We start from the raw sequence: 27,000 nt of genomic DNA, 5'->3' as shown, positions 1-27,000 counted from the left end.
GATTTACACCTTTTTTAGCATAAACCTCAAATTCGCTTGTCAAAATCCGCGCCAGCATCAATTCTTTTCTATAAGTATCAACAACTTAATATGTTATGACACTTTTTTGAAAAATAACAAAATCACACCTCATCAGCTGAAGTGCGAACAATTGTTACTGTAACTTCATCTCTGTCGTGGTAGAGATGCCTAACCTTAACCGCGAATGCATCATCTAAGGCATTTAAACGGCTATTTAGCAACGCCATGGCTTCGACTACAGTTTCATAGCGTTGTTTCATAGGTAGCTTTAAGTTAAAAATGGCGTGGGTCGCCCAGTGCTTGACCAGCCAATCCCCCATCAATTTCGCTACTCTATCGGGTTGTTCTATCATATCACAGACAAGCAGATCGACGCGACCAAATTGTGGTCGATAAGTAAACCCGTCTGCTGCGTGATGTTCAACCAACCCGGTACTCATTAAACTATCGGCTACAAGTCCATTATCGATAGCTTCCACATACATGCCGCGCTTCACCAATTGATAGGTCCAGCCGCCAGGGCACGCCCCTAAGTCAACCGCACGACCACCGCTTCGAAGTACTTTCGTTTGCTGAGTGTCGCTCAGCATGTTTACAAGAGCATCTTCGAGTTTAAGGGTAGACCGGCTAGGTGCATCACTTGGAAATTTCAATCGGCAGATACCGAGATGATCACGACTTGCGTGGCTAGGTAATGTATAGCCAATATGACAAATTTCAAATGACTCAAAGAAAATATGCAGCTTAGGTTTACCTAAATTTTCTTTTGCAGTGAGCCACCCCGCCTTTCTTAGCGCTTGGCGAAGGGGTACGGTAAATTTACGGCAAAACTTAGCGAGGGTTTTCCCATCCTCGGTATCTGAGTACTCCACGTCGATAGCACCAAATATAGAGAACGGCTTTTCTACTTCTTTTAGTGCTTCAAGTACCTGCCCCACTCTATCTTCTTTTTCCACTTCAGTTAACGTGGTAAAAACGGCCACTAGCTGGCGAGGAAAGATGCTGTCGTGAACAGTAAACTGCGTAATGGTTTGCTCTAATTGCGAAGCATCGTATAAATGGTAGTGCACAAAGCCACTATTCTTCTTAGACACAGGGTAACCGTAGCACTGCGCTTCACCATATTTCGACGTGAGTTCATTCGCCGTGTCATTTTCATACCCCGGTCGGCAATAGCCTAAAATACTAGCATTAGACATTACCTGCTCCTCTGTTTTTATCGTTTGTTTCGGCTTGCGCCATGTGTTTAGCATTTGTCCGGTCTAAATCAGATAAGTTTTGCTGTGCGCTTTCGTTCTCTTTAGACCGCCCCACAAGCAAACCAATCATTAATAAAGTCCACCCAGCGATAAAGAATAGACCGCCTAATGGGGTAACTGGACCAAACCATTTAATACCGCTGATGGCGAGCGCGTATAAACTTCCGCTAAACAATACCGTACCGGTAACAAAACAAAACGCCGCGCGATTAACCCACTTCGATGAAACATAAGCAGACAGAGCAGGCAACAGTATCAAAGCTAACGCGTGATACATTTGGTAGCGCACACCTATTTCAAATGTATTGAGTTGCTGTGCACTTAATACACTTTTTAAACCATGTGCGCCAAACGCGCCTAGCACAACCGCTAAGCCTGCAAGCGCCACTCCAATGACAAGATAAGGTTTAGCAAGGCTAGTAAGCTTAAGTTTTTCGTTACTCATTATTTTAATCGTTCGCTTTCATTTCAAATGTTGTTTTATTTATCAACTGGACAGATTGCGGGTTATGAACGCCGCAGTTAATTCAGCAGCTTTAACAATATGCTCTTGTTGGGTTTTACCACTGGCCTTTCTTGGTTTGAAGCTGTGGTCACCGTCTTCTAAAAATACGCACTCAATAGTTGATGGTAGCGTGTAGTTCTTTTCACCACTTTCAATCTCATTTTTAGTACCAAAGGTATCTCTTTCCCCTTGGATGATAAGCAAAGGTTTCGCTGCTGTTAGCAAGTGTTCTGTACGGGTTTTCTCCGGCTTGCCCGGTGGGTGAAATGGGTAACCCAGCGCTATCGCGCCTTTTACATTACTTATACCTTCGTACACCATGGTGGCCATACGCCCGCCCATGGACTTCCCGCCGATGAACACAGGCAAGTTATGTAAGGCATTGTTATCCTTGCTGCAGGTTTCAATTACCGCAGTAAAGTGTGACATGAGTTTGTCGGCCTTATCAGGAGGTCTGCGCTTACCAGTAGCCTTAATGGTTTGCATATAAGGGAAATTGAAGAGCACCGTAGATATGTTTTGAGCAACAAGTTCGTTTGCCATGTCTTGCATGAACTCATGCTCCTTACCGGCACCAGCGCCGTGCCCAAGTATTAAGCATGCAACAGGTGATTTGGCAGCGTGCGCTTCTATATCAAAAGCAACATCCTTTGCTTTAGCTTCTATATTGGTTTGTGAATTGCCTTCTTTTAATTTAGCCATACTACAACAAATCCTCTTGTTCGGCTTCAACCAGCGCTAAGATCCAGTCTCTAAACGCTGCAATTTTTCCTAATTCAGCCTGTGATTCCTCACAAACCAAATAAAATGCGTCGCGACTCTCTACCCGTTCTTCGAACGGCATCACAAGACGACCGGCTTCAATTTCAGGCCTAGCGAGTATGGTATTGCCCAACGCGATACCTTGTCCTAACGCAGCCGCTTGCAATACCAACATAGAATGGCTAAAAACCGGACCATGATTCACATTCACGCCAACAACACCTACATGCTTTAGCCAGTTTTTCCACGCAGTACGGCTTAAGTCGTGAAGCAACACGTGGTGTCGTAAGTCAGACAAGCTAGATAAAGGCTTAGGTCCTTGAAAAAGCATAGGTGAACATAGCGGCGTTAAAAACTCTCGGTGCAGCTGATCAGCCTGTAGCCCTGCCCAGCGGCCTTTACCGTAATATATGGCAACGTCCACATCGTCTTCTAAGAAACCTTCGTCGAAATCTACTGCTTTTATGCGTACGTCAATATCTGGGTGTGCCAAACTAAATTTATGAATACGGGGTACCAACCATTGGCTTGCAAAGCTCGGCGGCATTGCGACTGTAATGGCACCTTTACTTCCCTTCGCAAGCAATCTTTCTGTCGCGTCCTGTAAGTTTTTAAAGATATCTTTCAACTCTAGGAAATAGGCCTGCCCCTCCTCGGTGAGAAGCAAAGTTCTATTTCTTCTTAAAAACAGCTTCATAGATAAGAAATCTTCAAGCGCTTTTATTTGATGACTTACTGCTGCTTGAGTAACAAACAGCTCATCGGCAGCCTTAGTAAAGCTCAAATGGCGCGCAGCCGCTTCAAACGATTTGAGGGCATTAAGAGGGGGTAACCGTCGGTGCATAGTTTGTTTTGAATCCAGTGTGACCGAAGCATGACAAATTCATTAGTTTTTCTAATGATAACCCATACTTTTACTCGTTTTATTTTTCACCACACGCTGATTATAATTTACCCGAAATTAAGAAAGACCATTAAATTTCAGTACATTATGATGATTAAATGTTAAACATTTTAACATTAATCAACAATTTTTTAATTATTTTTATTAGGTGTGAAAATGAAAAAATTACTCTTAGCTAGCGTTTCTGTTATGGCTTTCGTAAGCGCTGCTGCAAATGCTAACGCACAACCAGAAAAGATCAATCTACAATCGTTAATCAACACGGCAATGACCAGTGTAAAAATGGCTGAAGTCTTGCCAGAAAACGATGCTCACATTGTTGTTAAGAAGCAATCAAAGGCAATTTTAGCTGAAGAGACGCAAGTTCAGCTTCACAAAAACTTATTAGCAATGGCAAAAGGTGAAGAGCGCATAAACGTTTCTGAAGCGGAATAAGCTACTCACACACCTGATACGCATGCCGGTGCTTGCACCGGCATACGCCATCAACATCTGCTTAGGTATTACTGGTATCTAACGCGTCAAAACCTTTCACTAGTTCGTCTAATGCTTTCATCTGCTGTAAATAAGGCTCTAATTTTGCCAACGGCAGTGCACAAGGCCCATCACAAAGTGCTTCATCAGGATTAGGGTGTGCTTCAATGAACAAGCCCGCTAAGCCCAACGCCATACCGCTTCTTGCTAGTTGAGCAGCTTGCGCTCGTCGACCATCGGCAGACGTTGCACGACCGCCAGGCATCTGTAGCGCGTGAGTCGCATCAAATATCACTGGCGCATATTCTTTCATTGCGTCCATACCAAGCATATCTACAACAAGGTTGTTGTAGCCAAAACAACTGCCGCGTTCACAAAGAATAACCTTATCGTTGCCCGCTTCACCTAGCTTTCCAATAATATGGCGCATTTCGTGAGGCGCTAAGAACTGAGGCTTCTTAACATTTATTACGGCACCTGTTTTTGCCATTGCAACCACAAGGTCAGTCTGACGCGCCAGAAAAGCAGGTAACTGAATAACATCAACCACTTCTGCTACAGGTGCCGCTTGGTGCGGTTCGTGTACATCAGTGATAAGAGGAACGTTAAAAGTCGACTTAATCTCTTCAAAAATACGTAAGCCTTCTTCCATACCAGGGCCGCGGTACGAGGTTACAGATGAACGGTTAGCTTTATCAAACGAGGCTTTAAAAACGTAAGGGATATTGAGCTTTTGTGTTACTTCAAGGTAGTGCTCGGCAATGCGCATCGCAAGGTCGCGAGACTCAAGTACGTTCATCCCGCCGAACAGTACAAAAGGTAAATGATTGGCAGCCTCGACGTTACCTACATTAATTATCTGTTTAGATTCAGACATTATTTATTTCCAATTAAATCTTAAAAAAGAGGTTGTTTGGTTACAGCAACCATTGCTGTTGCCATAAGCACAACAAGCGCTGCTACGAAAAAGCTCCATTTGCCCAGGGTTGTTTTGGCTTTTTTCAAGGCAAATAATCCAAACACAATGTACAACACTACGCCGATAACTTTGAATGTAAGCCATGCATTGACAATGGGATATTGAGATAAGATGAAGCATAGCCAAATAGCACTGGCTAACAGCACGGTATCAATCATATGAGGGAGGATTTTAACCCACTTCTTGCTTAATGCTGTTGCGTCGAATTGGCTCCAAATAAACCGAAAGACAAAAAATAAAATGCTTAAGCCAACGGCGGTTAAATGAAGGTGTTTTGCCATCATATACATAGTGTGTTCCTGTTTTTATTAGATGATGAGCCTGCTGCTCGTTACTCTACCACATGTGCTAATTGGGCATTGCTTGATCTTTAATATCAAAATCAATAACCCTGTGAAAGACAACTAAGTTGAGGTCATTCTCTTTAAGGTATTTTGCTATAAGTATTTCACTACAAGAGCTAAGGCAATATGCAATTGCCTTAGCCTCACGTCTTAAAGTACGAGCTGTCATCTTTAAGGCAGATGCATTTGCTTACTCCTGCCTTATTTTTATGGCGCCTGTTTAAAGGCGTCTATTGTAACGTATTACAATACGTAAATAACGGGGAAATGCATCACTTCGCGTCAGGATATTGAGCTTGTATCGCTATAAATGCTGGGAGCTCAGTCAGCATAATTTGAACCAGGCCAGGGTCGAAGTGCTTACCACTTTCCTCTTTCAATACAGCTTCGACCTTATCAACTGCCCATGCTGGCTTGTAGGGTCGCGAGTTTATTAGCGCATCAAACACATCTACCAATGTGGCAATACGGCTTTTAATATCTATTTCTTCGCCCTTAAGCCCATCGGGATAACCTGTCCCATCCCAACGCTCGTGATGCTGTTTTGCTAACATGGCGGCAAGCTGAACCGTTGGGCGGCTTGAGTCTTGCAAAATTTGATACCCAAACTCTGCATGCTGGCGTATTTTAAAAACCTCTTCTTCGGTTAAAGACGTTGTTTTTTGCAAAATAGCTTTAGGCACAATAGAGGTACCAATATCATGCAACGGTATAGCAAGGCGCAGAGTATCAACTTCCTGTTCACTAAGCCCTGCTTTTTCTGCCAGTAGTTGCGCCATCTCAACCATTCTCGTTAGATGTTTTGACGCATTTGATTCATGCTCTAAAGCGCGGCCTAAACGTTCAATAATTTCTTTCTGCGTTGCTTCAACATCAACGGTTTTTAGTACGTTATCGAACGCCAGCTGCACACTATCTGAAAAGCGTTTTACCAAATGTCGATCATTATCACCAATTCTTCTGGGCAAGCCCGACAAATACAACAATGCACCGTCGTGAGTTTTACTGTTACAGTAAGCCACCACGTGATCTTCTGCATATACAATCTGTTTATCGCGCATTGCCTGTGCACATAGTGCATATTCTTCTGCACTAATCGCCTCTTTTAGCGGCACGCCTTCTTTGCTGGCGTATTCACCATTCCCTGCAAATACATACAGTTCGTCTTTGCCCAACTGACTATTGTTTGTATTGATTGTTCGCGATGTAGTGGCAACCGCAGTAGTGATATAGGCGGCATCTTTCGAGCAGCCTAAAATCGAGGCCAGCTGTTGGATGATGCCCTGCATGAATTTTTCGAGAGAACGTGAAGAAAACAAATCAACAGATGCATCAATGATCTTTTCTAGCCCGCACCTGTTTTCTTCTATAACAATAATATCGCGATAAGAGCGCAGTGCAGCAATAATAACAGTGAATAGTTTTTGTGCAGTTAGTTCGGTTTTAGATTTATAGTCATTGATGTCGTAGTTAATGATGACATCTTTTTCTGGAGCTTGGCCGGGTTGACCGGTGCGTAAAATAATGCGAGTGAAGTGATTATCGAGTTCGTTGCGAATGTAGTCTGCCACTTGAAGGCCGGCATCATCGGTTTCCATGACTACATCTAATAACACAACTGCTATATCGTCATGGGTTTTAAAAATAGATTTGGCTTCTTCACCGCTATAGGCACTGACGAACTCTAATGTTTTACCATTTAAGCTAAAGTCATTTAGCGCCAGCTTGGTAACGGCGTGCACTTCAGGTTCATCATCAACGATAAGTACTTTCCAGCTACCCAGATCATCCACTTCATTTTCATCGTCGTCTTCTGCGAAAAGAAAGTCATCATTCATCTGGTACGTCCTGTAGTGTAAGAGGTTGTTTAGCTTAGCGCTTTTTAGTTTTCTTTGATGCTACACAAATACTAATGCAAAACCAGATATAAGCAAGTTAGCAATTAATCAGCAATAGTTACGGCCAATTTTAAGCGAGGTCAAAGTAATTGAAAAGCTAACACCACTGACCTAGCGTCACGCGGTCGTTGTTACCGAAATCTTTGACTGTTTTAACCTTAACAAAGCCTGCATTGGTGAGCAGTTTATTTACCGCATTTCCTTGATCGAAACCGTGTTCAAAGGCTAATAAAGCCCCTTTGTTGAGGTATTCAGGCGCATTCTTAATGATGTGTTTTATATCGTTTAAGCCATCATGGCCCGAGGTTAAGGCGGTTTTCGGTTCAAAACGCACGTCGCCTTCATCAAGGTATGGGCTGGCTTCTTCGATATAAGGCGGGTTTGAGACAATAATGTCGAAGGTTTGGCCATTGAGTGCACTAAACCAGTCACTTTGCACGAAGCGGGCATTAGTTAAGTTGTTAGCTTGTGCATTGCGAGTAGCAAGTTTTACCGCTCCCTGCTGGAAGTCCACACCAGTTACTGATGATTCAGATAATTCGCTTGCTAACGCCAGAGCAATAGCGCCCGTGCCTGTTCCTAAGTCGCAGATTGATAGAGGATGAGATAGATATTCATTGGCCCAGTTGAGCACCTGCTCAACCAGCACTTCAGTATCAGGACGCGGTATTAACGTATCCGGCGAGGTAAATAGTGATAGAGTCCAGAAATCGCGCTTGCCGATAATATAAGCAACAGGCTCACCCCGTTTTCTTTTTTCCACTGCAGCTATAAATTGCGCCTGCTCAGTGTCATCCAAGGTTTTATCTGGCCATGTGAAAAGGTAAGTTTGAGACTTGCCTAGAATATTTGCCAATATCACTTTGGCATCAACAGAGGGTGACTCACCACCCTCTAGTTGTTTAACAGCCCATGCTAGGGCGCTATCTATGCGCATTATCTTTTTTAACGCTATTTTTGCTGCAAGACGAATTTACTCGTCAGAAAGCGAGGCTAACAAGTCAGCCTGATGTTCTTGCAAAATCGGATCGACGAGCTGTTTTAGATCCCCTTCTATTACTTCATCTAAGCGATAGATAGTCAGGTTGATACGATGATCGGTAACGCGACCTTGCGGAAAGTTGTAAGTACGAATACGCTCTGAGCGGTCACCACTACCTACTAAGCTCTTACGGGTAGAAGCTTCTTCAGCCGCGCGCTTTTCTTCTTCAATTTGATTTAAACGCGCTTGAAGTACTGACATAGCCTTAGCACGGTTTTTGTGCTGTGAACGTTCGTCCTGACACTCTACAACCAAGCCTGTTGGCAAGTGAGTAATACGAATAGCAGAGTCAGTTTTGTTAACGTGCTGACCACCTGCACCCGATGCGCGGAAGGTATCAATACGAAGCTCAGCCGGGTTGATTTCGATAGCTTCAGACTCAGGGATTTCAGGCAATACTGCAACAGTACACGCTGACGTGTGAATACGACCTTGTGATTCGGTTTCTGGTACACGTTGTACGCGGTGACCACCCGACTCGAACTTGAGCACGCCGTAAACACCATCGCCACTCACGTTAGCAACCACCTCTTTATAGCCGCCATGTTCACTTTCGTTGGCATTCACCAACTCAACACGCCAACCGCGGCTTTCTGCGTAACGGCTATACATACGGAATAAATCGCCTGCAAAAATTGCCGCTTCGTCACCACCCGCACCTGCGCGAATTTCTAAGAAGCAGTTGTTGTCATCGTTAGGATCTTTTGGCAGAAGTAATACCTGAAGCTCAGTTTCAAGGCGCTCAATTTCTGCCTTAGCTTCTTTCATCTCTTCTTGTGCCATTTCACGCATTTCAGCATCGTCTTCGTTCAGCATTTCCTGTGCTGAGCTTAAGTTTTCTTGCGCTTGCTGATAGGCATTAAAGCCTGCCACTACATCTTCTAGCTGACTAAACTCTTTTGACAAGTTGCGAAACTTATCCTGATCGCCGATAACTTCAGGGTCGCCGAGTAACGCCTGAACTTCTTCGAAACGCTCGACTAAGTGTTCGAGTTTCCTAACTACCGACTCTTTCATATGCTTCTTATTACCTTATTTATTATTGTCTGACGAAAAGTCAGATAAATCTAATGCCTGTCCCATCCAACGGCTTAACGCCGGGTCATCGTGCATGGCAGCTTCGCGTAACGCTAGGGTTGTTGAATGCAACAGCGTATTGGTTAGTTTATACGCCATTTCTTCTAATACCGCTTCGGCATTCTTACCTTCCGCTAATTGCGCTTTGGCTTTTTCCACAATATCGTCACGCTGCGCCATGCCTTTCTGGCGATACTGTCTTACTAAATCTATGGATTGCTGCGACTGTTTCCATGTCATATAGTCGCCAGCTTGCTTGTCGATAAGCTTTTCCGCTTCTTTTGCAGCTTGCTCGCGGTTTTCTAAATTCTTTTGAACAATGTGTTGTAAGTCATCGACAGTATAAAGATAGGCATCACCTAGCTCGTTTACTTCTGACTCTATATCTCGCGGTACTGCCAAATCGACCAAAAACATAGGCATGTTTCTGCGCTGTTTAAGCGCTTTTTCCACCATGCCTTTGCCAATTAAGGGCAGTTGGCTAGCAGTAGAGCTTATCACGATATCAAAATCTTTTAAGTGCTCTGGTACTTGCGACAAGGTAAACACGCTGGCATCCAGCGTTTCGGCTAAGGCTTCTGCTCTAGCCACTGTTCTGTTTGCAACGGCTAAGCAGCTTACCCCCTGCTCTTTCAAGTGCTGTGCAACTAATTCAATAGTTTCACCAGCGCCTACTAGTAGCACTGAGCGCTTTGGTAATTCAGCGAAAATATGCTTGGCAAGTTGCACTGCTGCATAGGCTACGCTAACTGCGTTCGCCCCTATATCAGTTTCACTGCGAACGCGCTTCGCCACTGAAAAGGTATGTTGAAACAGCTTGTCAAATTCGCTGCTCACCATACCTGAATGTTTTGCATCAACAAACGCCTGCTTCACCTGCCCTAATATCTGAGGCTCGCCTAAGATGAGTGAATCAAGGCCGCTGGCTACTCGCATAATGTGCTTTACTGCTTCATCTTGCGCGAGCACATAGCTATTGCTGGCAATCTCTTCTACGTCTAAATGATGAAAGTCACTTAACCATTGTAGAAGCTTTTGGCCCGTATCATCCTGGGTATTGACGTAAAGTTCAGTGCGGTTACAGGTGGATACAATGACAGACTCATCTATGCCATCCAGCTTTTTTAAACTCGCAAGCGCTTCCACCAGAGAATCTGGTGTAAAAGCCACTTTTTCGCGAAGTGCTACTGGTGCTGTTTTGTGGTTAATACCGAGGGCGAGTAAAGTCATTAAAATCTGTGCTGGCAACGTCGGAGCGGCATTGTACGAAAAACGCAAAATGATTGAAAGTGTTGGTGAAACTGTGTTCCCATAATGTCACAACTAAATGTGTTTTATTTTTATACGGGTATGTTGCCTTAATGATTCGCTTATTTTCCTTATTATTTGCCATTTGCTTTTTATTAAGTGCATGTACGACTGCTCCGAAAGGCCCACAAAACGCGGTAAACCTCACGGCTCAACTCGAAAAGGTAGCTGAAGTTCACCAGTGGCAAATGCGTGGGAAAATTGCTTTTCGCCAAGGAAAAGAAGCGGCGAGTCTTAATGTAGTCTGGAAAAACGATTCCGGCGATTTCGATTTTCGATTAACTAATTTCTTAGGAGTAAGTCTAGTTAATCTAAACGTGAACAAAAACCAGTCAGTATTGGAGGCTGAAGGCGAAACCTATGTAGATGCCCTGCCAGAGCCTCTTATTTATCAGATTACGGGAATGATAATTCCGGTAGAATCGCTATTGTCTTGGGTAAAAGGCTTACCCCTGGACGGTGACAAATTCACCCTAACTGAAAAAGGTTTGGTTAATACCTTGGAAAGCTATTGCCAAGGTTGCCGCAATTGGCAAGTTGCTTACGGCAACTATGGTAGTGTTGAGCTAGAAGATGGAGCATCTGTATGGTTGCCTCACAGCATAACGCTTACCCAAGATAAAACCCCGAACCAGCCTAAAACTCAGCTTAAAATTAAAATTTATCAGTGGACTCTGTAGTGAACTCATCTGTTTCTCAACAAAAGGATTGGTGGCCTTCCCCCGCTAAACTTAACCTGTTCTTACACATTTTAGGTCGATACGACAACGGCTACCATCAGCTTCAAAGTTTATTCCAAATGCTGGATTACGGGGATGCTCTCGCCTTTGACGTAAGCACAAGTGATACGGCGATTCGCATGGAGACACCTCTTGATGGTGTGCCAGACGATGACAATTTAATTGTAAAAGCAGCGCGATTGCTGGCAACAAAAACTAAGTGCAATAAAGGTGCTGTTATTTCGATTGATAAACGGCTACCCATGGGTGGCGGCATTGGAGGCGGCTCATCGAATGCAGCAACAACCCTTGTCGCGCTTAATCATTTATGGAATACAGGGCTGAGCGAAAACGAACTAGCCGAGTTAGGGTTAAGTTTAGGCGCTGACGTACCTATTTTTGTGCGAGGTCTAACCGCATTTGCAGGAGGCGTTGGAGAAGAGATAACGCCAGCTCCTCAAAAAGAACAGTACTTTCTTGTCGCAAACCCAAATGTTCACGTAAGTACCGCTGAGGTGTTTACTTCGCCCGATTTGCCCAGAAATACACCAGCGATGCGTTGGGAAGACTATAAATTTGAAAAAACTTGGAATGATTGTCAGCAATTAGTCGCGAATCGCTATCCTGAAGTTGCAAAATTATTACAGTGGTTGGTACACTACGCACCGTCGCGAATGACGGGCACAGGTGCATGCGTGTTTGCCACTTTTTCTGACTACACTTTAGCCGAACAAGTTAGGGCTCAAATGCCTGAAGCTTGGCAGAGTTTTGTCGCAAAAGGTGTGAATCGCTCACCACTATTAGACAAATTAGAACAACAAAGATAGCGTGTACGCCACATCGGACAAGAACTTAAAAATTGGGGTATAGCCAAGTTGGTAAGGCAGCGGGTTTTGATCCCGCCATTCGTAGGTTCGAGTCCTGCTACCCCAGCCAAACCTCTTTTATCAACGCACTGAGGAACCACTTGTGCCAGATATGAAGCTCTTTGCAGGTAATGCCGTACCAGAACTTGCCCAGAAAGTCGCCGATCGCCTCTATACCAAACTTGGAAATGCCAAAGTTGGCCGTTTCAGTGACGGTGAAATTAGCGTAGAAATTCATGAAAACGTCCGTGGCTCGGACGTTTTTATTATCCAGTCTACGTGTGCACCTACTAACGATAACCTTATGGAACTTATTGTGATGATCGACGCACTACGTCGAGCATCCGCTGGTCGTATTACAGCAGTTATTCCTTACTTTGGTTATGCACGCCAAGACCGTCGTGTTCGTTCAGCTAGGGTGCCAATTACTGCGAAAGTAGTGGCTGACTTCCTGTCTAACGTTGGTGTTGACCGCGTTCTTACTATCGACCTACACGCCGAACAGATTCAAGGTTTCTTTGATGTTCCGGTGGACAACGCTTTCGGTACTCCTATCCTTCTTGCTGACATGGTAAGACGTGACTTTGCCGACCCTGTTGTCGTTTCTCCTGACATTGGCGGTGTTGTTCGTGCACGTGCTACTGCGAAACTACTTAACGACACCGACCTTGCTATTATCGATAAACGTCGCCCTAAAGCGAACGTGGCTCAGGTAATGAACATTATTGGTGACGTTAAAGATAGAGACTGCATCATCGTTGATGACATGATTGATACAGGCGGTACGCTTGCAAAAGCAGCAGAAGCACTTAAAGCACATGGTGCACGCCGTGTTTATGCTTACGCTACTCACGCTATTTTTTCGGGTAACGCTGCAAACAACCTTAAAGAGTCTGTTATTGACGAGATTATCGTTACCGACTCAATTCCATTAAGTGCGGATATGAAGCAAATCGGAAAGGTAAAACAGCTTACTCTTTCTGAGATGCTTGCTGAAACCATTCGTCGCATTAGCAACGAAGAATCTATTTCAGCGATGTTTGAATACTAATTCAAACTAAAAAACGAGTGAAACAGTGATATAAATAAGCACTGTTTCACTCGCTTCTTTTACGGGAAGTTTTGTTTAGTTACCCGTTTCGTCTTCTTCGTCGTCTTCTGGCATATCCACGTCAACAACAGGTACTTCAACTTCTTTAGTCTTCGTTTTTACGTCAACGTCCATCGTATCAACGTCATATTCAGGCATTTCGCCACCTTCAACATCAACGTCTGGCATTTGTCCATCATCGGTTTTCTCTACCTCATATTCCGGTAGTTCACCAGACTCAACGTCAACATCAGGCATTTCACCATCTTCAGTTTTGTTAACATCGCATGCAGTTGCCGCTAGTGCCAAGCTTGATACTGCAAAAATTTTAGTTAAGTGCTTCATTTTCTCTCCTTAAAAACGTTGCTTTTGATAATCCCCAAATAAGGTTATGGAGATTATGCTAGCTGCGTAATACATTACCTTTGGACTAAATAAGTAAGCCCCGGGCGCTGTTATTACATAAGTCGATGTTAATAAAGCAGGCTCTGTGCCAATCACTTTATAATATAGGGGGGAGCGCGGAGGATGAAACTTCACTTCAGCCTATTTTGCCTTTACCGGTAAATAAAGTTCTATGATTTTGCTACATCGCCTAGTATAAAATGTTATTGCCACTCCCTATAAACAGCGGTTTAAGCAAATATTTATAAACTTTTCTCTTAGTCACTTCCTGTGAAATAAAAACATTCTTAACGGCTTCGTAAAAGTTCTTTGCCTTTGTAAAAATCAAAACATTTTTTATTCAAAGAAATGCGTTCTACTTTTTGAAACGTGAAAAAGATATATAGGTATCTGCGTTTTTTGTAGAAATTACTTAAACACCATGGAAGACTGTTAAATAAAGAAAAGCTTGAATCGGTAAAAAGCCAAAGTTATGCACTGCTGTAGATTCGATTCTAACTGGGCGCTAATTGAAAGCTAACGATAAAACCCTACTTTTATTAAATAGAGGAATATAAGAATGAAAACACACCGCCTTAAACTCGCACTTATTTTTACTTCTGCACTTACACTTGTAGCTTGCTCTGAAGAAGAAGCTAATAAGGACGTCACCTTGGTAGATAAAGAAAAACAAATGGACACAAAGGCTGAATCTATGCCTAAAGAACTGGTTGCTGAGCCTGTTACACAGGCTGAAGCCGTTGAAGAGAACGTAAAAGGTGAAGTTTCTATGAAAGGCAGCATTATTTATAAAGATCTAGAAGGCGGTTTTTATGCGTTTATTGCAGAGAATGGCGATCGTTACACCCTACATGGATTAGATGAAACTTATCAAAAAAATGGCCTTGTTGTGGAAGTTAAAGGTACACCTAAGCCCGATCTGATGACCTTCACCCAATTTGGTACTGTACTTCAAGTATCAAGCGTTAAGGTGCTTGATACCAGCAAAGTCATTGATAACCTGCAAACGAAATAGACGTGTTTCGTGCTAGGCAAGTAGCCTGTTATTGGAATAACGCCAGATAGAAACCTGACTTTGCTGTTCTTGATAGAATAAAAGCGCGCTTCGGCGCGTTTTTAATATTGGCAACGTCGTTTTATACTTTTCGCTTCTATTTTTATCTGCGTTGGTAATTGTATGTTGTAGTGGGTGGTGTTAGAATTCGCCGCCCTTGAATTTTGGGCTGATGGTTTATTGTGCGTAAGAATGTATTTTCAAACGTGATAAACATCGAATTACAGTGGGTTTTGGTCGCAAAAATCCACATCATTAGACTTATATTTTTTGGAGACAGACAATGTCTGAAGCAAATTTCAAACTAGATGCTTCTGTTCGTACAGACCTAGGGAAAGGTGCGAGCCGCCGCCTACGTCGCGAAGATAAGCTTCCTGGTATCATCTACGGTGGTGAAGAAGCACCAGTTTCTATCACTCTAGATCACAACAAAGTTAACAACTCTGCTGACTTTGAAGCGTTTTACTCTCACGTTCTTGAACTAAACCTAGACGGTAAAGTTGTTGAAGTTCTAGTTAAAGACATGCAGCGTCACCCGTACAAGCCAAAGATCATGCACATTGACTTCCAACGTGTTATCGCTGGTCAAGACGTTCACACTAACGTTCCAATTCACTTCGTAAACGAAGAAGCTTCTGCTGCTGTTAAAGCTGGCGGTATTGCTGAGCACCACGTAACTGAAATTGAAGTTACTTGTCAGCCTAAGAACCTTCCAGAGTTCATCGAAGTAGATATGGCTGCTGTTGAAATGGGTCAAACGCTACACCTTTCTGACTTAACACTTCCAGCTGGCGTTTCTTCAGTAGAACTTGCTAAGAACGACGAAGCTCACGACCTAGCAGTTGTGACTGTTAAGCCTGCTCCTAAAGCGGCTGATACAGAAGAAGACGGCGAAGAAGCAGCTTCAGAGGAATAATCCTCTTGGCTGATATCCGCCTAATCGTGGGCCTGGGTAATCCAGGCCCCGAATATGAAAATACCCGACACAATGCCGGTGAATGGTTTCTCAACCAACTTGCCGACACCTATAACGCCCCGCTAAAACCAGAAACCAAATTCTTCGGTAAGACTGCTCGCATTACTATTGCTGGCAAAGATGTCCGCTTGCTCTACCCCACTACGTTTATGAATAAAAGTGGACAAGCCGTAGCAGCACTGGCTAATTTTTACCGTATAGAACCAGAACAAATATTAGTAGCATTTGACGAATTAGATTTGCCCCCCGGAGTAGCAAAATACAAAGTGGGTGGAAGTTCTAGTCAAAACGGCGTACGTGACATTGTGGCTAAAATGGGTAACAACAAGAATTTTTTGCGTTTGCGCATAGGTATTGGTCATCCAGGTCATAAAAGCCGAGTAACCGGCCATGTTCTTGGTAAGCCACCAGCAGATGAAAAGGCAGCTATTGAAAGCGCCGTTGATGAAGCGGTACGCTGTACAGAAATTTTGCTGAAAGAAGACCTTAAGCAAGCACAAAACAGGTTGCACTCTCACAAAGGGTAAACCTAGCCAGTTTTCACTTTTCCAAACTAAGGATCCATACCATGGGTTTTAAATGCGGTATTGTTGGCCTACCAAACGTAGGTAAATCAACACTTTTCAATGCATTAACAAAAGCAGGTATCGAAGCGGCCAACTTCCCTTTCTGTACCATCGAGCCAAACACAGGCGTAGTACCTGTGCCAGATCTTCGTTTGGACAAGTTGGCTGAAATCGTAAACCCACAGCGCGTTATTCCCACTACCATGGAATTCGTTGATATTGCGGGTTTGGTAGAAGGCGCATCTAAAGGTGAAGGCTTAGGTAATAAATTCCTAGCGAACATTCGTGAAACCGACGCTATTGGTCACGTAGTACGCTGCTTCGACGATGAAAACATTGTTCACGTTGCAGGTCGCGTTAGCCCTAAAGATGACATCGACGTTATTAACACCGAGCTTGCGCTATCTGATTTAGAAACCACAGAAAAAGCACTTCACCGTGTAGCAAAACGCGCTAAAGGCGGCGACGCTGATGCTAAGTACGAAATGAAAGTGCTTGAAAAGATTAAGCCGCACCTAGATGAAGGCTTATTACTTCGTTCACTTGAGCTTAGTAAAGAAGAACTGGCGGCAATCAGCTACATGAACATGCTTACCCTTAAGCCAACCATGTACATTGCTAACGTGAATGAAGACGGCTTTGAAAACAACCCGTACCTTGACCAAGTAAAAGAGATAGCAGCAGGCGAGAATGCTACAGTAGTAGCAGTTTGTGCATCTATTGAGTCTGATATTGCGGAGCTTGAAGATGAAGAGCGCGAAGAATTTATGCAGGACATGGGCTTAGAAGAGCCTGGACTTAACCGCGTAATTCGTGCCGGTTATAACTTGCTGACGCTTCAAACTTACTTTACTGCAGGTGTTAAAGAAGTGCGCGCTTGGACCTTCCCTGAAGGTTCAACTGCACCACAAGCCGCGGGTAAAATTCACACCGACTTCGAAAAAGGCTTTATTCGCGCCGAAATCGTGAGCTACGACCACTTTGTGGAGTTTAACGGCGAACAAGGTGCTAAAGATGCAGGTAAATGGCGTCTTGAAGGTAAAGACTACATTGTTAAAGATGGTGACGTTATCCACTTCCGCTTTAACGTATAATTTCTAATGTAGAAATTAGTGCTGTTTACTAAAGCCACCGCAAGGTGGCTTTTTTGTTTGCCGTAAAAAATTGTGAAGCTTTCATAGGGCTGATATAACTGACAAAAAACTAACGGCCCTTATAATGATTCTAAAACAGCTTAGCAATTTACAACAGTTCGCGTTAATGCAAAATAAATCGCAGCGAGACACACAGCTAAAAAACCGCCCTCCCCTTTTTAAAGCCTCGGTTAGAACGTTATGTTTACTAAGCTTTGCTACTTTTTCCATTGCCAGTGAAACTTCGATTAAAGCGGAAAACACACAATCTAGCATCAGCAGCGGCGAAATAGCGCCAACGTTGGTAAGCAATGCCGACAGTTGGTATCAGGTACCCCAAGCTAATACGGTAACCTTCAAAACCGCACATGGCGACGTGGTTATTGCACTTCACCCTACCCTTGCGCCAAAGCATGTGGCTAGGTTCAAAGCCCTTATAGAGGCAGGCTTTTACAACGAGCAAGCGTTTTATCGTGTAGTAGACGGCTTTGTGGCACAGGCTGGCAGCAATGATACCCACGACACATCTCAATTTGCAGCAAATCTGCTTAAGCCAATAAGCGCTGAATTTACTCAGCCACTTAACAGCAATGTAAACGTCGTTGAATCTAAAGATATGTTTGCACCTAATACTGGCTTTTTAGACGGCTTCCCTGTGGGCATTGATAAAAGCCGTAAAGAAATGTGGGGGCTTCACTGCCCTGGCGTTGTGGCGTTTGCTCGTAATAGCGAGAAAGATACCGCCAGTACAGAGTTTTATATTGTAATTGGGCAAGCTCCGCGACATTTAGATAGAAATATGTCGGTGGTAGGTCGTGTAGTGAAAGGTATGGATGTGCTTCAAAAATTACCTAGAGGCAATATGGACACAGGTGGTGTACTAGATGACATTACCCAAGAGAGTAAAATAAAGCAGGCTTTTGTGCATACTAGCAATGCAACACCTTATTTCCTGCAAACTCCTCATCATGAAGAATATAAAAAACGGGTGAATACAGGAAAAAACCTAGATAACCCGTTTTTTCATGACAATACCTATGGCCCGCGCCCTATTGACGTGTGTTATTACCAGACAAAAGCCAGTGACAAAACTTTGTAAATCGGTACTTAAACCCTTACAAGTTGTTCAAATTCACGGCTTTTTGTGCGTATTTCGCCCTAATGCGCACACTTAATGAGCATTTAAAAAAAGTTAGTAAAAAAGGGGTTGACGGTTGCCAGTCATATACGCATAATACGCGCCACTTCCTGAGAGGGAAGAGAATAGCAAGGCTACGTAGCTCAGTTGGTTAGAGCACATCACTCATAATGATGGGGTCGCAAGTTCGAATCTCGCCGTAGCCACCAATTCTCTGTTATCTCTTTTAGGAAAGTCTAGCTGCGCGGAAGTGGTGGAATTGGTAGACACGCTGGATTTAGGTTCCAGTGCTTCACGGCGTGAGAGTTCAAGTCTCTCCTTCCGCACCACGACTGGGGTATAGCCAAGTTGGTAAGGCAGCGGGTTTTGATCCCGCCATTCATAGGTTCGAGTCCTGTTACCCCAGCCAAATTCTTGAGAAGCCGCTCATCGAGCGGCTTTTTATTGAAGATAAAAGTTAAGGCTACGTAGCTCAGTTGGTTAGAGCACATCACTCATAATGATGGGGTCGCAAGTTCGAATCTCGCCGTAGCCACCAACTTTTTACATTCCTTAATTGGAAGTCTACATTGCGGAAGTGGTGGAATTGGTAGACACGCTGGATTTAGGTTCCAGTGCTTCACGGCGTGAGAGTTCAAGTCTCTCCTTCCGCACCAAATTTGGGGTATAGCCAAGTTGGTAAGGCAGCGGGTTTTGATCCCGCCATTCATAGGTTCGAGTCCTGTTACCCCAGCCATATTCTTGAAGAAGCCGCTCTATTGAGCGGCTTTTTTTTTGTGCTTACCCCTTCTAAAAAGTGCTTATAGATTTTAGTTAAAAACTCTACGCCCTTTCCCTTCTAAATGAATAAATTTGCTATATGCGAGCATAAAACGTCATAGTTTCAGTACGTTTTCATTGTCCAATCATTTAACTGTCGTGCTAGTATTAGTCCTTTATCGATATAGCTCGGCTTATCCTAAGGTTTAGCAAATATATGTTTGCTTAAACTGAAGCGTTTGTTCTGACAACGCACCTGTCATGTTCAGTTCATCTTTACACGCCGAGCAGCTATTAAAACAATAACGAAGGAAAGTGCGTGATAAACGAATTCGTTTCATTAGTTAACAATATTCTTTGGGGTGACGGCCAAGTACTCATTATCATGCTTCTGGCATGTGGTATTTGGTTTACCGTAAAACTAGGCGGTGTACAGCTTAGACATTTCGGTCATATGTTCAGCCTGCTTAAAGGCAGTAACACCTCTTCTAAAGATGGGATCAGTTCATTTCAAGCTTTATGTACCAGTTTATCTGCCCGTGTGGGTACGGGTAACTTAGCTGGCGTTGCGGTTGCTATATCACTAGGTGGCGCTGGCGCTATCTTTTGGATGTGGATGATTGCCCTTCTTGGTATGGCCACTGGCTTTGCTGAAAGTGTATTAGGTCAGCTTTATAAAGTACGTGACGAAAACGGCGAGTTCCGTGGCGGCCCTGCGTACTATATAAAGCAAGGTTTGAACAAAACCTGGCTAGCCGTTGCTTTCTCGCTATGTTTGTTCTTTGGCTACGGTTTTGTTTTCAGTGCCGTTCAAGCTAACACCATTACCGATGCATTAAACAATGCGTACTCTTTCCCTACTGAATATGTTGGCCTGGCCATTATTGCACTGGCAGCGTTAATTGTAGTGGGAGGGCTTAAAAGCATCGCCCGCTTTGCCGAGTTTGTGGTTCCCTTCATGGGGATTGGCTACGTGCTAGTGGCGCTTGCCATTACCTTCATTAATATTTCCGAACTGCCGGCTATGCTGCTTGATATCGTAAAGTCTGCGTTTGGTTTACAAGAAGCTGGCGCTGGCGCACTAGGTGCTGCCATTAAAAATGGAATTCAGCGTGGTCTTTATTCAAATGAAGCGGGTAGCGGCTCGGTACCACACGCAGCAGCAAGTGCTGTTCCAAACCCTAATCACCCGGTTTCTCAAGGTTACATTCAGATGCTGGGTGTTTTCTTAGATACACTAATACTGTGTACGTCTACTGCCTTTATCATTCTACTTGCTGGCGGTTCAAGCTCTGATCAAATGGAAGGCATACGCCTAACCCAAGACGCCATGAGCAGTCATCTAGGCGAAGGCGGTACCGACTTCGTGGCAGCCGCCATCAGCTTATTTGCATTTACATCTGTAGTAGCAAACTACGCCTATGGCGAAAGTAACCTGCACATGTTCAAGCTAGATAACAAAGTAGGCCGCGCAGTCTACACCATCGGCTACTTGGGCATGATCTACTGGGGCGCACAGGCAGCGCTACCTCAGGTATGGGCAATGGCCGATATGGCGTTAGGTTTAATGACGGTAATCAACATCATCGCTATTGTATGGATGACCCCTACTATTGTTTCTATCAGCAAAGACTACTTTAAGAAAAAAGACACTGGCGCCAACATGGAATACAAGGTGGGTGACTGTGAAATACAGGGTAAGTCAGAAGATGGTATTTGGGATTAAGCCTTTCGTTTATTGAGAGGCGGCAATCACTAAATAACGATTAAAAAGTCGGTTTTGGCACGAAAGGCTAACCTCGCGTTAGCCTTTCTCGTATCTAGCGTTTAATTACCTCAAACAGGTTACCTGTACGGTATACACTTAAAAAACCAGACACTTAAGTTTAGAAACGAAGCGATAACAATTTACAAAGCTACCGGCAAATGCCCTGTCTTAACCCAAATTATTGTTTCTTCATCAACGTACGGATGATGCTGGCTCATATGCGGGCTTCTAATCCACGTGCCTTTTGGGTATTCACCGTGTTCGTCTTTAAACGTCCCCGACAGTACAAATATTTCTTCACCACCGAAATGCTTGTGGGGCTTAAATACCTCGCCAACAGGCCACTTAACCAGCGCAACATGTTCATGCTCAAAGTTGTGAAGCGGCATCACTTCTAAAGCGCCCTGCCCTTGCAGCCACTCTGCTGTATTAGTGTTCACTCTAACCTCAGCTAAATCGCGCTTATCGAATTGATTCAGTTTAACCAATATCACACAGCCTTCTTTACTAAACGGGCTGTGTTTACTGCCTGGTGGATTGCGCAGGTAAGTGCCTGCAGGATAATCTCCATGCTCATCAGAAAACACACCTTCAAGCACTAGAATTTCTTCTCCGTACGGGTGGCTATGCTGTTTAAAGTTAGCGCCAGGCTCATATTTCACCACGCTAGTTGTATGGCCTGACTCTTTTGCTTCCCGCTCTAACGGCTTACGCCAAACCGTGGAAGACGGCGACGGCTGCCACTCTTGTTTTTGTGTATTGATAGCTAAGCGTTCATCAAAGTTCATATTTAACATTTAGGTCACCGATTGGTATTGGCGCGTTGTCGCTATTTTCTTAAAGACCGTTACTCAGGTCTTAGCATTTCGAAAAAATTATCTTGGGATATAGTGTAGTAATCACCTCGTCCGCCGCCACGACTCACTGGCGCGCTTTTTAGCGTACTGTAAACACCGTTTTCAATTAGCGACTTATCAATATGTACACCCACTACTTCGCCCATAATGAACCAACTATTTACTTCATCGCCGGTGGCTGACTTAAGCTGTACCACATCGGTAAGCTTACACTCCATGCTCACCTTACTGGCTTTCACCCGAGGAACCTGCACTATTTCGCTTTCTACAGTTTGAAGTCCAGCGTGGTCGAACTCGCTTTCTTCTGGTGCTAAAGGCTTGCTTGTTGTATTCATCGCATTAACTAAATCTTGCGATACGAGATTCCAGCAAAACTCGCCTGTATCCTGCACGTTTATCAAAGAGTCCTTCTTACTACCTACTACAGAAAAGCCGATAATTGGCGGTGTATAATTAAGGGCATTGAAAAAACTGTAAGGGGCAAGGTTTAGCACGCCCGCTTTTGATTTTGTAGAAATCCACCCTATGGGGCGCGGGGCAATAATCGCGTTAAAGGGGTCGTGAGCTAAGCCATGGCCTTCTTTTGGTTGATAAAAATGCGTTTGTGACAAAACCATTCCTTAAAATGTGTGGTAGGGTAAAACTACTACTGATATGAACGCTTACACGGCGTTTTTCAAGGGCTTTAGATTAAAGGTTGTTTATGACTGCACGAAGTGTCGCATTTTCGAGAACAAGACTTACTGAATTAATGGTACCGTCATTCGCTAATTTTGGCGGAAAAGTACATGGTGGTGTTATCTTATCTTTAATGGATAAAGTCGCTTACGCGTGTGCAAGTAAGCATGCAGGCGCCTACTGCGTTACGGTAACTGTCGACGGCGTTGAGTTTTTACAGCCCGTTGAGGTTGGTGACCTTCTTCACCTAGATGCTACTGTGCATTATGTCGGGAACACCTCGTTAGTTGTGGGGATAAAGGTAACCACTGAAAACATAAAAACGAACGAGGTTAAGCATACTAACAATAGCTTCTTCACCATGGTAGCCAAAGATGAAAGCGGTAAACCTGTGGCCGTTCCTGAACTTGAGCTGTCCACACATTATGAAATGCGCAACTTTGTCACTGCTATCCGCCGCAGTAAAATCCGTAAAGAAGCGCAAATTAAACTTCAACGTGATTACGACGCTTTTATCCCTAAAGAAGACTTTGCGCTTCTCGATGCGCATAGATGCACCGTTACTTTTGACCGGGATGACGTGCCGGCAAAACAAAACGTTGAAGATTAGAGAGTAAATTTGAAAGTTAAGGGCTTATAGCAGTACCGCAACTCGCAATTAATTTTCACTATGTTGCACTGACAGTCAATCGCGTCTTAACCCGCAAATAAAAAGCCCCTTAAGGTTGTATAACTAACCTTAGGGGGCTTTCACATTAACTACTCTAGTATTTCTACGTTTATCCTAAGCGCTCAATTAAAAGCACTTAATTAAAAACGATACGCAACTTTTCCGTAAACAAAGCGGCCGGTGAAACCGTACGGCGAGAAGCCTGAGTAAGAAAACAGACGAGAGAAAGTCGTTACTTCATCAACCAGGTCTCGCGTTGGCTCTGGGTATACATCAAAGACATTATTAGCACCTACAGAAACCGTTAGCCCATCGGTTAATGCAACGCGAACATCCAAGTCTGTGATCCATTCCGAAGGTAGAATTTCATTGCGCGCTTCAATTGAAGAAGGGTCTTCAACTTCACCATAACGGGTAGTGCGTAACGTGGTTGTGTAACGGTCGTAATTCCATGTAACACCTAAGTTCAGCTTGCTGTCTGGTGACGCTGTTTCAAAGCGACGAAGCTCAACATCACTGAACAGATTGTCTTGATCGAAGCCAGCGCTTTGCAATACGTCAGGAGCATCTAAAATGTCGGTCACTTCGTTGTCGTTAAAGTTCATTCCGGCATTAAAGTTAAACGCTCCATAGTCAGATGTATTCAAGGTGTAAGTAGATACAATGTCGACACCTTCTGTACGCGAATTGATAGCGTTTAAGAAGAAGCGTGCACGATTTGCCCCAGTGCCTTCTAGCAAGGCTTCAATTGCTTCACCCGAAAGGTTGTTAGACAGCACAATACGATCATCAATATCAATGCGGTAGAAGTCTACGGTTAAGTTGAAGTCCGCTGTGGGCGAGTAGGTAAAACCTGCACTGTAGTTATTCGACTCTTCTGCATCTAAGCCCGGGCTACCAAGCGCTTGTGCAACCTCACTTGATGGTGCAAAGGTGCCAGTTTCAGTTGGCTCGCCATCAACAAATACGGTGGCAATAGAGGTAAAATACTGCTGCTGAAGAGACGGCGCTCTGAAGCCTGTTGATACCGACGCACGAAGGGCAAATGCATCGCTAAGCGTTACACGGTGTGACATTTTCCAGTTAAACGTGCTGCCAAAATCAGAATAATCTTCATAGCGCCCTGCCACTGCTACGTTCCAGTTTTCTACAACATCAGCTTCTACATCAACGTAAAAGCTGTAGTTATGGCGACTGTTATCACCTGCTGATTCTGGAGTAAAGCCAGGGAACACTTGTGCGCCAGCTGCGCCAAATGGCCCGTCTATTGGGTCGGTTACCACTCCACCAGGACCAAAGGTACCTTGAATGTAAGAGTTTTCTTCACCCGCTGTGATATCGTAACCTTCGTGACGGTATTCTGCTCCCATTGCGAAGTTCATCTCGCTATAAAACCAGCCAGTATCCACCAATCGAGACGCGTCTGCATTAATGATAGTGGTATCGTACTCAAGCGTACCAGCATCAAACTCAGTTTGGCTTGTTGGACCCAGTGACGTATTTAATGTGTTTACTACACCGTACTCTAGCTCGTTACCACCGTGAGTTAACGATAGGTCGTAATTCCAGACATCCCCATAACCTTTAATTCCAGCGATAAGCGACATATCAGTAATATCGGTTTGGATAGAAGGTAAGAAACCATCTGGGTATATTTCAACAATGTTACGCGAATCTTGAGCTCGGCGATAAAAGCCACTGCCAAGAGAGTCACGAGTGCTATAACCGGCTGTAGTGTAAAACTCAATGCTATCGGTGAGTGCTTTACCCGCATTGATAAACAGTGCGTAGTCTTCTACCTCGCCGTTTCCATAAACGTGGTTGTAGCGATTAACCGTAAGCTCACGAGGATCTAAATTACCCTCTGCATCGCGGGCATAGTTTTCTCGCTGATCGTAGTCTGCGCGATTTGCTTGGCCGCGGTCGCGATATTCTGCAGAAACGTTTACAAAGCCATCGTCCCCCCACTCAAAACCCATGTTACCGCGAAGGGTAAAGGTTTGACCGTCGGTTACCTCTCGGTCACTGCCTTCTTCAAATGCTAAATTACCGTCAGCGCCAATACTTACCCCTTCAAGGTTAGGTACGCCGTCCATAGTCGTCACGTTAGCACCGTAAGTCGCCGATACTTCGCCACCTTCAGCGGCGTCTTTCAATACAATATTGATTACGCCAGCGATAGCGTCTGAACCATATTGCGCTGCAGCACCGTCACGCAATACTTCAATTCGTTTGATAGCGTTAGCAGGAATAGCGTTTAAATCTACTGCCGACGAGCCTCGCCCTACCGATCCATTAAGATTAAGCAGCGCTGAAGTATGACGGCGTTTCCCATTTACCAATACCAGGGTATGGTCAGGTGCTAAGCCTCGCAGCTGGGCTGGTCGCACGTGATCTGTACCATCGGTAACAGAGGGTTGAGGAAAGTTAAAGCTTGGCAGCAACTGATTCAAAATCATATTGGTTTCAGTTAAGCCCGTCGCTTCTATCGAAGAAGCATCGATGATATCGATAGGAACGGGAGAGTCATTGATAGTACGGCCTACACGGCGAGAACCTACGATTTGAATTTGTTCAACATCCTGCTCATCAACTGTAGTTTGCTCTTGTGCCAGTGTTGAAGTGGAAAAGTGCATTCCTGCTATTGCAGAAGCAATTAAGGAAAGCTTAAAAACAGAAGCGTTAAATTTAGCCTGTTGCATTGTGATGTTCCTGAATTTTATATGTGTTTACTGCTTTGAAAAGTATGCTTTTTACTCTATCGAATAGAAAAAAGACCTACAGATACATTTTCTTTTTCTGTTGTTGGGGTACTGCTAAACGTCGAGTTGTCTGAAAAGACTTATAATTATTAGAAGTGATAAGCAAAAATGCCTAGCAGTGAGTAAATCACAAAAATATTCTCCCACACAATACTAAAGTTGTATTAATTTAGAAATATCGATAACAGGCAGAGTTTACGGGACTAAAACGTGAAGCTACTGATTTGTCTAATGTAAATACGAAAAAAGGTGGCCTTGGCCACCTTTTCAAAGCAGTACGCTACACGTTACGCTTTTTTTAGCTTTTTCTTTAGCTTTTTTAGTTTGCTTTCTTGCTTAGCAATTTTTGCTTTAGCTACTTTCATCTCTTTTTTGATTTCTTTTTTCTTAGCCATTTTTATATCCTTAGTTTCTTCTGTAGTGTATTGCTGATTATCAGCATTTATTCTTCATTGTGTTCTTCAATGAATTCACGAATAAAGCGCCTTACTTCACGAGCCGCAGACGTATCCAAAGAATCGCAAAGCGCAATAAATTGCGCTCTTTCTTCGTCATTAATTCGAATAATCATCTGACTATTCTTTTTCTTCTTTTTATTGTTTTTTTCAGACATCTCGACCGCTTTCATAGGTAAGAAGCACCAATTCGAATCATAAATGTATATTCAATGTATATACATTTCAAGGTTAACAATGAACTTTTCTAAATTTTTTTCATAAAAAAGTCACATAAACGTCACATGAGTGACTTGAGTATTAGACAAAGTTGTCCCGTCAACGCAACAAATTGAGAAGTATATGACACAGGCACAATCAACAACTCACCTATCTTGTTTCATTGAAGCTATTGCACTTGCCAAGCACACAAAATGTGCATCACGAGATGACTTAAAAGCCCTGCTTCAACAAAAAGGTTATGAAGAAATAGTTGCTCTTAATACTGCTGAAGAGCTTGAGCCGCAGCTACCAATCGCTTCATAAATCAGC

Annotated in this window: 27 protein-coding genes and 7 tRNA genes; 19 read left to right on the top strand and 15 right to left on the bottom strand. The window is 43.8% G+C overall.

Annotated elements, in window-relative coordinates:
• Nucleotides 1-122: 122 nt before the first annotated feature.
• From rlmM to ACXAGK_RS08955, 4 genes are read right to left on the bottom strand one after another with little or no spacing between them, the layout of a single operon-like run.
• The gene (rlmM, locus tag ACXAGK_RS08970; RefSeq protein ID WP_474855757.1) at nucleotides 123-1,220 is read right to left on the bottom strand and encodes a 23S rRNA (cytidine(2498)-2'-O)-methyltransferase RlmM; all 1,098 of its coding nucleotides are present in this window, start codon (nucleotides 1,218-1,220) and stop codon (nucleotides 123-125) included.
• Nucleotides 1,213-1,725: a DUF423 domain-containing protein gene (locus ACXAGK_RS08965; protein ID WP_474855756.1), complete on the bottom strand. Its 513-nt coding sequence runs from the start codon at nucleotides 1,723-1,725 to the stop codon at nucleotides 1,213-1,215. Before ACXAGK_RS08965 ends, rlmM begins: the two co-directional genes overlap by 8 nt.
• A gap of 42 nt (nucleotides 1,726-1,767) precedes the next feature.
• Nucleotides 1,768-2,487 carry an alpha/beta family hydrolase gene (locus ACXAGK_RS08960; RefSeq protein WP_474855754.1) on the bottom strand — a complete coding sequence of 240 codons (720 nt, stop codon included), beginning with the start codon at nucleotides 2,485-2,487 and terminating at the stop codon, nucleotides 1,768-1,770.
• Nucleotide 2,488: 1 nt separating this feature from the next.
• Nucleotides 2,489-3,391 carry a transcriptional regulator GcvA gene (locus tag ACXAGK_RS08955; RefSeq protein WP_474807609.1) on the bottom strand — a complete coding sequence of 301 codons (903 nt, stop codon included), beginning with the start codon at nucleotides 3,389-3,391 and terminating at the stop codon, nucleotides 2,489-2,491.
• A 216-nt stretch (nucleotides 3,392-3,607) separates the two neighbouring features.
• Between ACXAGK_RS08955 and ACXAGK_RS08950 the strand changes: the two genes are divergently transcribed.
• Complete coding sequence (locus ACXAGK_RS08950; RefSeq protein WP_474855752.1) at nucleotides 3,608-3,886, top strand: hypothetical protein; 279 nt, start codon at nucleotides 3,608-3,610, stop codon at nucleotides 3,884-3,886.
• Between the two features lie 61 nt (nucleotides 3,887-3,947).
• Here ACXAGK_RS08950 and kdsA read toward each other — a convergent pair whose 3' ends face one another.
• From kdsA to hemA, 6 genes are all read right to left on the bottom strand, one after another.
• Complete coding sequence (gene kdsA, locus ACXAGK_RS08945; RefSeq protein ID WP_474855750.1) at nucleotides 3,948-4,802, bottom strand: 3-deoxy-8-phosphooctulonate synthase; 855 nt, start codon at nucleotides 4,800-4,802, stop codon at nucleotides 3,948-3,950.
• 20 nt (nucleotides 4,803-4,822) lie between these two features.
• The gene (locus ACXAGK_RS08940) at nucleotides 4,823-5,194 is read right to left on the bottom strand and encodes a SirB2 family protein (RefSeq protein WP_474855748.1); all 372 of its coding nucleotides are present in this window, start codon (nucleotides 5,192-5,194) and stop codon (nucleotides 4,823-4,825) included.
• Nucleotides 5,195-5,520: 326 nt separating this feature from the next.
• Entirely contained in the window at nucleotides 5,521-7,086 is a 1,566-nt protein-coding gene (locus ACXAGK_RS08935) for a DUF3369 domain-containing protein (protein WP_474855746.1), read from the bottom strand.
• A gap of 157 nt (nucleotides 7,087-7,243) precedes the next feature.
• On the bottom strand, nucleotides 7,244-8,083 hold the full coding sequence (gene prmC / locus ACXAGK_RS08930; protein ID WP_474855744.1) for a peptide chain release factor N(5)-glutamine methyltransferase: 840 nt from the start codon (nucleotides 8,081-8,083) through the stop codon (nucleotides 7,244-7,246).
• A gap of 36 nt (nucleotides 8,084-8,119) precedes the next feature.
• Nucleotides 8,120-9,205, bottom strand: a complete 1,086-nt coding sequence (prfA, locus tag ACXAGK_RS08925; RefSeq protein WP_474830967.1) for a peptide chain release factor 1 — start codon at nucleotides 9,203-9,205, stop codon at nucleotides 8,120-8,122.
• A 15-nt stretch (nucleotides 9,206-9,220) separates the two neighbouring features.
• On the bottom strand, nucleotides 9,221-10,495 hold the full coding sequence (hemA, locus tag ACXAGK_RS08920) for a glutamyl-tRNA reductase (RefSeq protein ID WP_474855742.1): 1,275 nt from the start codon (nucleotides 10,493-10,495) through the stop codon (nucleotides 9,221-9,223).
• Nucleotides 10,496-10,626: 131 nt separating this feature from the next.
• On the opposite strand from hemA, the gene lolB reads away from it, so the two are divergent.
• The 4 genes from lolB to ACXAGK_RS08900 all read left to right on the top strand — a co-directional run bounded on the left by lolB (nucleotide 10,627) and on the right by ACXAGK_RS08900 (nucleotide 13,209).
• Nucleotides 10,627-11,253 (top strand): lipoprotein insertase outer membrane protein LolB, encoded by a 627-nt coding sequence (gene lolB, locus ACXAGK_RS08915; protein WP_474855741.1) that lies wholly within the window; start codon nucleotides 10,627-10,629, stop codon nucleotides 11,251-11,253.
• Nucleotides 11,253-12,119, top strand: a complete 867-nt coding sequence (ispE, locus tag ACXAGK_RS08910; protein WP_474855739.1) for a 4-(cytidine 5'-diphospho)-2-C-methyl-D-erythritol kinase — start codon at nucleotides 11,253-11,255, stop codon at nucleotides 12,117-12,119. Before lolB ends, ispE begins: the two co-directional genes overlap by 1 nt.
• A 33-nt stretch (nucleotides 12,120-12,152) precedes the next feature.
• Nucleotides 12,153-12,228 (top strand) — tRNA-Gln (locus tag ACXAGK_RS08905).
• A gap of 33 nt (nucleotides 12,229-12,261) precedes the next feature.
• Nucleotides 12,262-13,209 carry a ribose-phosphate pyrophosphokinase gene (locus ACXAGK_RS08900; RefSeq protein WP_012517998.1) on the top strand — a complete coding sequence of 316 codons (948 nt, stop codon included), beginning with the start codon at nucleotides 12,262-12,264 and terminating at the stop codon, nucleotides 13,207-13,209.
• A 75-nt stretch (nucleotides 13,210-13,284) separates the two neighbouring features.
• Here the strand turns inward: ACXAGK_RS08900 and ACXAGK_RS08895 are convergent, their stop codons facing one another.
• The gene (locus ACXAGK_RS08895) at nucleotides 13,285-13,593 is read right to left on the bottom strand and encodes a hypothetical protein (protein WP_474855737.1); all 309 of its coding nucleotides are present in this window, start codon (nucleotides 13,591-13,593) and stop codon (nucleotides 13,285-13,287) included.
• 619 nt (nucleotides 13,594-14,212) lie between these two features.
• On the opposite strand from ACXAGK_RS08895, the gene ACXAGK_RS08890 reads away from it, so the two are divergent.
• From ACXAGK_RS08890 to ACXAGK_RS08835, 12 genes are all read left to right on the top strand, one after another.
• Nucleotides 14,213-14,668 (top strand): ribose-phosphate pyrophosphokinase, encoded by a 456-nt coding sequence (locus ACXAGK_RS08890; protein ID WP_474855735.1) that lies wholly within the window; start codon nucleotides 14,213-14,215, stop codon nucleotides 14,666-14,668.
• Nucleotides 14,669-14,990: 322 nt separating this feature from the next.
• Nucleotides 14,991-15,623 carry a 50S ribosomal protein L25/general stress protein Ctc gene (locus ACXAGK_RS08885; RefSeq protein WP_474807632.1) on the top strand — a complete coding sequence of 211 codons (633 nt, stop codon included), beginning with the start codon at nucleotides 14,991-14,993 and terminating at the stop codon, nucleotides 15,621-15,623.
• A gap of 5 nt (nucleotides 15,624-15,628) precedes the next feature.
• Nucleotides 15,629-16,210, top strand: a complete 582-nt coding sequence (gene pth, locus ACXAGK_RS08880) for an aminoacyl-tRNA hydrolase (protein ID WP_025254772.1) — start codon at nucleotides 15,629-15,631, stop codon at nucleotides 16,208-16,210.
• A 41-nt stretch (nucleotides 16,211-16,251) separates the two neighbouring features.
• Nucleotides 16,252-17,343: a redox-regulated ATPase YchF gene (ychF, locus tag ACXAGK_RS08875; RefSeq protein ID WP_474855733.1), complete on the top strand. Its 1,092-nt coding sequence runs from the start codon at nucleotides 16,252-16,254 to the stop codon at nucleotides 17,341-17,343.
• Nucleotides 17,344-17,509: 166 nt separating this feature from the next.
• Entirely contained in the window at nucleotides 17,510-18,481 is a 972-nt protein-coding gene (locus ACXAGK_RS08870; protein WP_474855731.1) for a peptidylprolyl isomerase, read from the top strand.
• Nucleotides 18,482-18,652: 171 nt separating this feature from the next.
• Nucleotides 18,653-18,729: transfer RNA gene (locus ACXAGK_RS08865), tRNA-Met, on the top strand.
• Between the two features lie 35 nt (nucleotides 18,730-18,764).
• Nucleotides 18,765-18,849 (top strand) — tRNA-Leu (locus ACXAGK_RS08860).
• Nucleotides 18,850-18,853: 4 nt separating this feature from the next.
• Nucleotides 18,854-18,929: transfer RNA gene (locus ACXAGK_RS08855), tRNA-Gln, on the top strand.
• Between the two features lie 52 nt (nucleotides 18,930-18,981).
• Nucleotides 18,982-19,058 (top strand) — tRNA-Met (locus ACXAGK_RS08850).
• Between the two features lie 33 nt (nucleotides 19,059-19,091).
• A tRNA-Leu gene (locus ACXAGK_RS08845) sits at nucleotides 19,092-19,176 on the top strand.
• Between the two features lie 4 nt (nucleotides 19,177-19,180).
• A tRNA-Gln gene (locus tag ACXAGK_RS08840) sits at nucleotides 19,181-19,256 on the top strand.
• A gap of 342 nt (nucleotides 19,257-19,598) precedes the next feature.
• Nucleotides 19,599-21,005: an alanine/glycine:cation symporter family protein gene (locus ACXAGK_RS08835; protein ID WP_474855729.1), complete on the top strand. Its 1,407-nt coding sequence runs from the start codon at nucleotides 19,599-19,601 to the stop codon at nucleotides 21,003-21,005.
• A 182-nt stretch (nucleotides 21,006-21,187) separates the two neighbouring features.
• On the opposite strand, the gene ACXAGK_RS08830 is transcribed toward ACXAGK_RS08835, so the two are convergent.
• Both ACXAGK_RS08830 and ACXAGK_RS08825 read right to left on the bottom strand, forming a co-directional pair.
• A complete protein-coding gene (locus ACXAGK_RS08830) occupies nucleotides 21,188-21,844 on the bottom strand; it encodes a cupin domain-containing protein (protein ID WP_474855727.1) in 657 nt (218 codons plus the stop codon).
• A gap of 50 nt (nucleotides 21,845-21,894) precedes the next feature.
• Nucleotides 21,895-22,515, bottom strand: a complete 621-nt coding sequence (locus ACXAGK_RS08825; protein WP_474855725.1) for a flavin reductase family protein — start codon at nucleotides 22,513-22,515, stop codon at nucleotides 21,895-21,897.
• Nucleotides 22,516-22,607: 92 nt separating this feature from the next.
• Between ACXAGK_RS08825 and ACXAGK_RS08820 the strand changes: the two genes are divergently transcribed.
• Nucleotides 22,608-23,192 carry an acyl-CoA thioesterase gene (locus tag ACXAGK_RS08820; protein WP_474855723.1) on the top strand — a complete coding sequence of 195 codons (585 nt, stop codon included), beginning with the start codon at nucleotides 22,608-22,610 and terminating at the stop codon, nucleotides 23,190-23,192.
• A gap of 200 nt (nucleotides 23,193-23,392) precedes the next feature.
• Here ACXAGK_RS08820 and ACXAGK_RS08815 read toward each other — a convergent pair whose 3' ends face one another.
• Nucleotides 23,393-25,954 (bottom strand): TonB-dependent receptor plug domain-containing protein, encoded by a 2,562-nt coding sequence (locus ACXAGK_RS08815; protein WP_474855721.1) that lies wholly within the window; start codon nucleotides 25,952-25,954, stop codon nucleotides 23,393-23,395.
• Between the two features lie 502 nt (nucleotides 25,955-26,456).
• Complete coding sequence (locus tag ACXAGK_RS08810) at nucleotides 26,457-26,627, bottom strand: hypothetical protein (RefSeq protein WP_474835263.1); 171 nt, start codon at nucleotides 26,625-26,627, stop codon at nucleotides 26,457-26,459.
• Between the two features lie 184 nt (nucleotides 26,628-26,811).
• Between ACXAGK_RS08810 and ACXAGK_RS08805 the strand changes: the two genes are divergently transcribed.
• Nucleotides 26,812-26,994, top strand: a complete 183-nt coding sequence (locus tag ACXAGK_RS08805; protein ID WP_474835261.1) for a hypothetical protein — start codon at nucleotides 26,812-26,814, stop codon at nucleotides 26,992-26,994.
• Nucleotides 26,995-27,000 lie beyond the last annotated feature (6 nt).

Source organism: Alteromonas sp. ABM1_013, from assembly GCF_056160505.1.
Note: the sequence above shows the minus strand (reverse complement) of the source record. Positions and strands in the feature narration are given on the sequence as shown.

Coding starts and splice junctions, on each gene's coding strand:
- rlmM (WP_474855757.1), bottom strand. CDS start 1,220: ATGTCTAATGCTAGTATTTTAGGCTATTGCCGACCGGGGTATGAAAAT.
- ACXAGK_RS08965 (WP_474855756.1), bottom strand. CDS start 1,725: ATGAGTAACGAAAAACTTAAGCTTACTAGCCTTGCTAAACCTTATCTT.
- ACXAGK_RS08960 (WP_474855754.1), bottom strand. CDS start 2,487: ATGGCTAAATTAAAAGAAGGCAATTCACAAACCAATATAGAAGCTAAA.
- ACXAGK_RS08955 (WP_474807609.1), bottom strand. CDS start 3,391: ATGCACCGACGGTTACCCCCTCTTAATGCCCTCAAATCGTTTGAAGCG.
- ACXAGK_RS08950 (WP_474855752.1), top strand. CDS start 3,608: ATGAAAAAATTACTCTTAGCTAGCGTTTCTGTTATGGCTTTCGTAAGC.
- kdsA (WP_474855750.1), bottom strand. CDS start 4,802: ATGTCTGAATCTAAACAGATAATTAATGTAGGTAACGTCGAGGCTGCC.
- ACXAGK_RS08940 (WP_474855748.1), bottom strand. CDS start 5,194: ATGTATATGATGGCAAAACACCTTCATTTAACCGCCGTTGGCTTAAGC.
- ACXAGK_RS08935 (WP_474855746.1), bottom strand. CDS start 7,086: ATGAATGATGACTTTCTTTTCGCAGAAGACGACGATGAAAATGAAGTG.
- prmC (WP_474855744.1), bottom strand. CDS start 8,083: ATGCGCATAGATAGCGCCCTAGCATGGGCTGTTAAACAACTAGAGGGT.
- prfA (WP_474830967.1), bottom strand. CDS start 9,205: ATGAAAGAGTCGGTAGTTAGGAAACTCGAACACTTAGTCGAGCGTTTC.
- hemA (WP_474855742.1), bottom strand. CDS start 10,495: ATGACTTTACTCGCCCTCGGTATTAACCACAAAACAGCACCAGTAGCA.
- lolB (WP_474855741.1), top strand. CDS start 10,627: ATGATTCGCTTATTTTCCTTATTATTTGCCATTTGCTTTTTATTAAGT.
- ACXAGK_RS08895 (WP_474855737.1), bottom strand. CDS start 13,593: ATGAAGCACTTAACTAAAATTTTTGCAGTATCAAGCTTGGCACTAGCG.
- ACXAGK_RS08890 (WP_474855735.1), top strand. CDS start 14,213: ATGAAAACACACCGCCTTAAACTCGCACTTATTTTTACTTCTGCACTT.
- ACXAGK_RS08885 (WP_474807632.1), top strand. CDS start 14,991: ATGTCTGAAGCAAATTTCAAACTAGATGCTTCTGTTCGTACAGACCTA.
- ychF (WP_474855733.1), top strand. CDS start 16,252: ATGGGTTTTAAATGCGGTATTGTTGGCCTACCAAACGTAGGTAAATCA.
- ACXAGK_RS08870 (WP_474855731.1), top strand. CDS start 17,510: ATGCAAAATAAATCGCAGCGAGACACACAGCTAAAAAACCGCCCTCCC.
- ACXAGK_RS08830 (WP_474855727.1), bottom strand. CDS start 21,844: ATGTTAAATATGAACTTTGATGAACGCTTAGCTATCAATACACAAAAA.
- ACXAGK_RS08820 (WP_474855723.1), top strand. CDS start 22,608: ATGACTGCACGAAGTGTCGCATTTTCGAGAACAAGACTTACTGAATTA.
- ACXAGK_RS08815 (WP_474855721.1), bottom strand. CDS start 25,954: ATGCAACAGGCTAAATTTAACGCTTCTGTTTTTAAGCTTTCCTTAATT.
- ACXAGK_RS08810 (WP_474835263.1), bottom strand. CDS start 26,627: ATGTCTGAAAAAAACAATAAAAAGAAGAAAAAGAATAGTCAGATGATT.
- ACXAGK_RS08805 (WP_474835261.1), top strand. CDS start 26,812: ATGACACAGGCACAATCAACAACTCACCTATCTTGTTTCATTGAAGCT.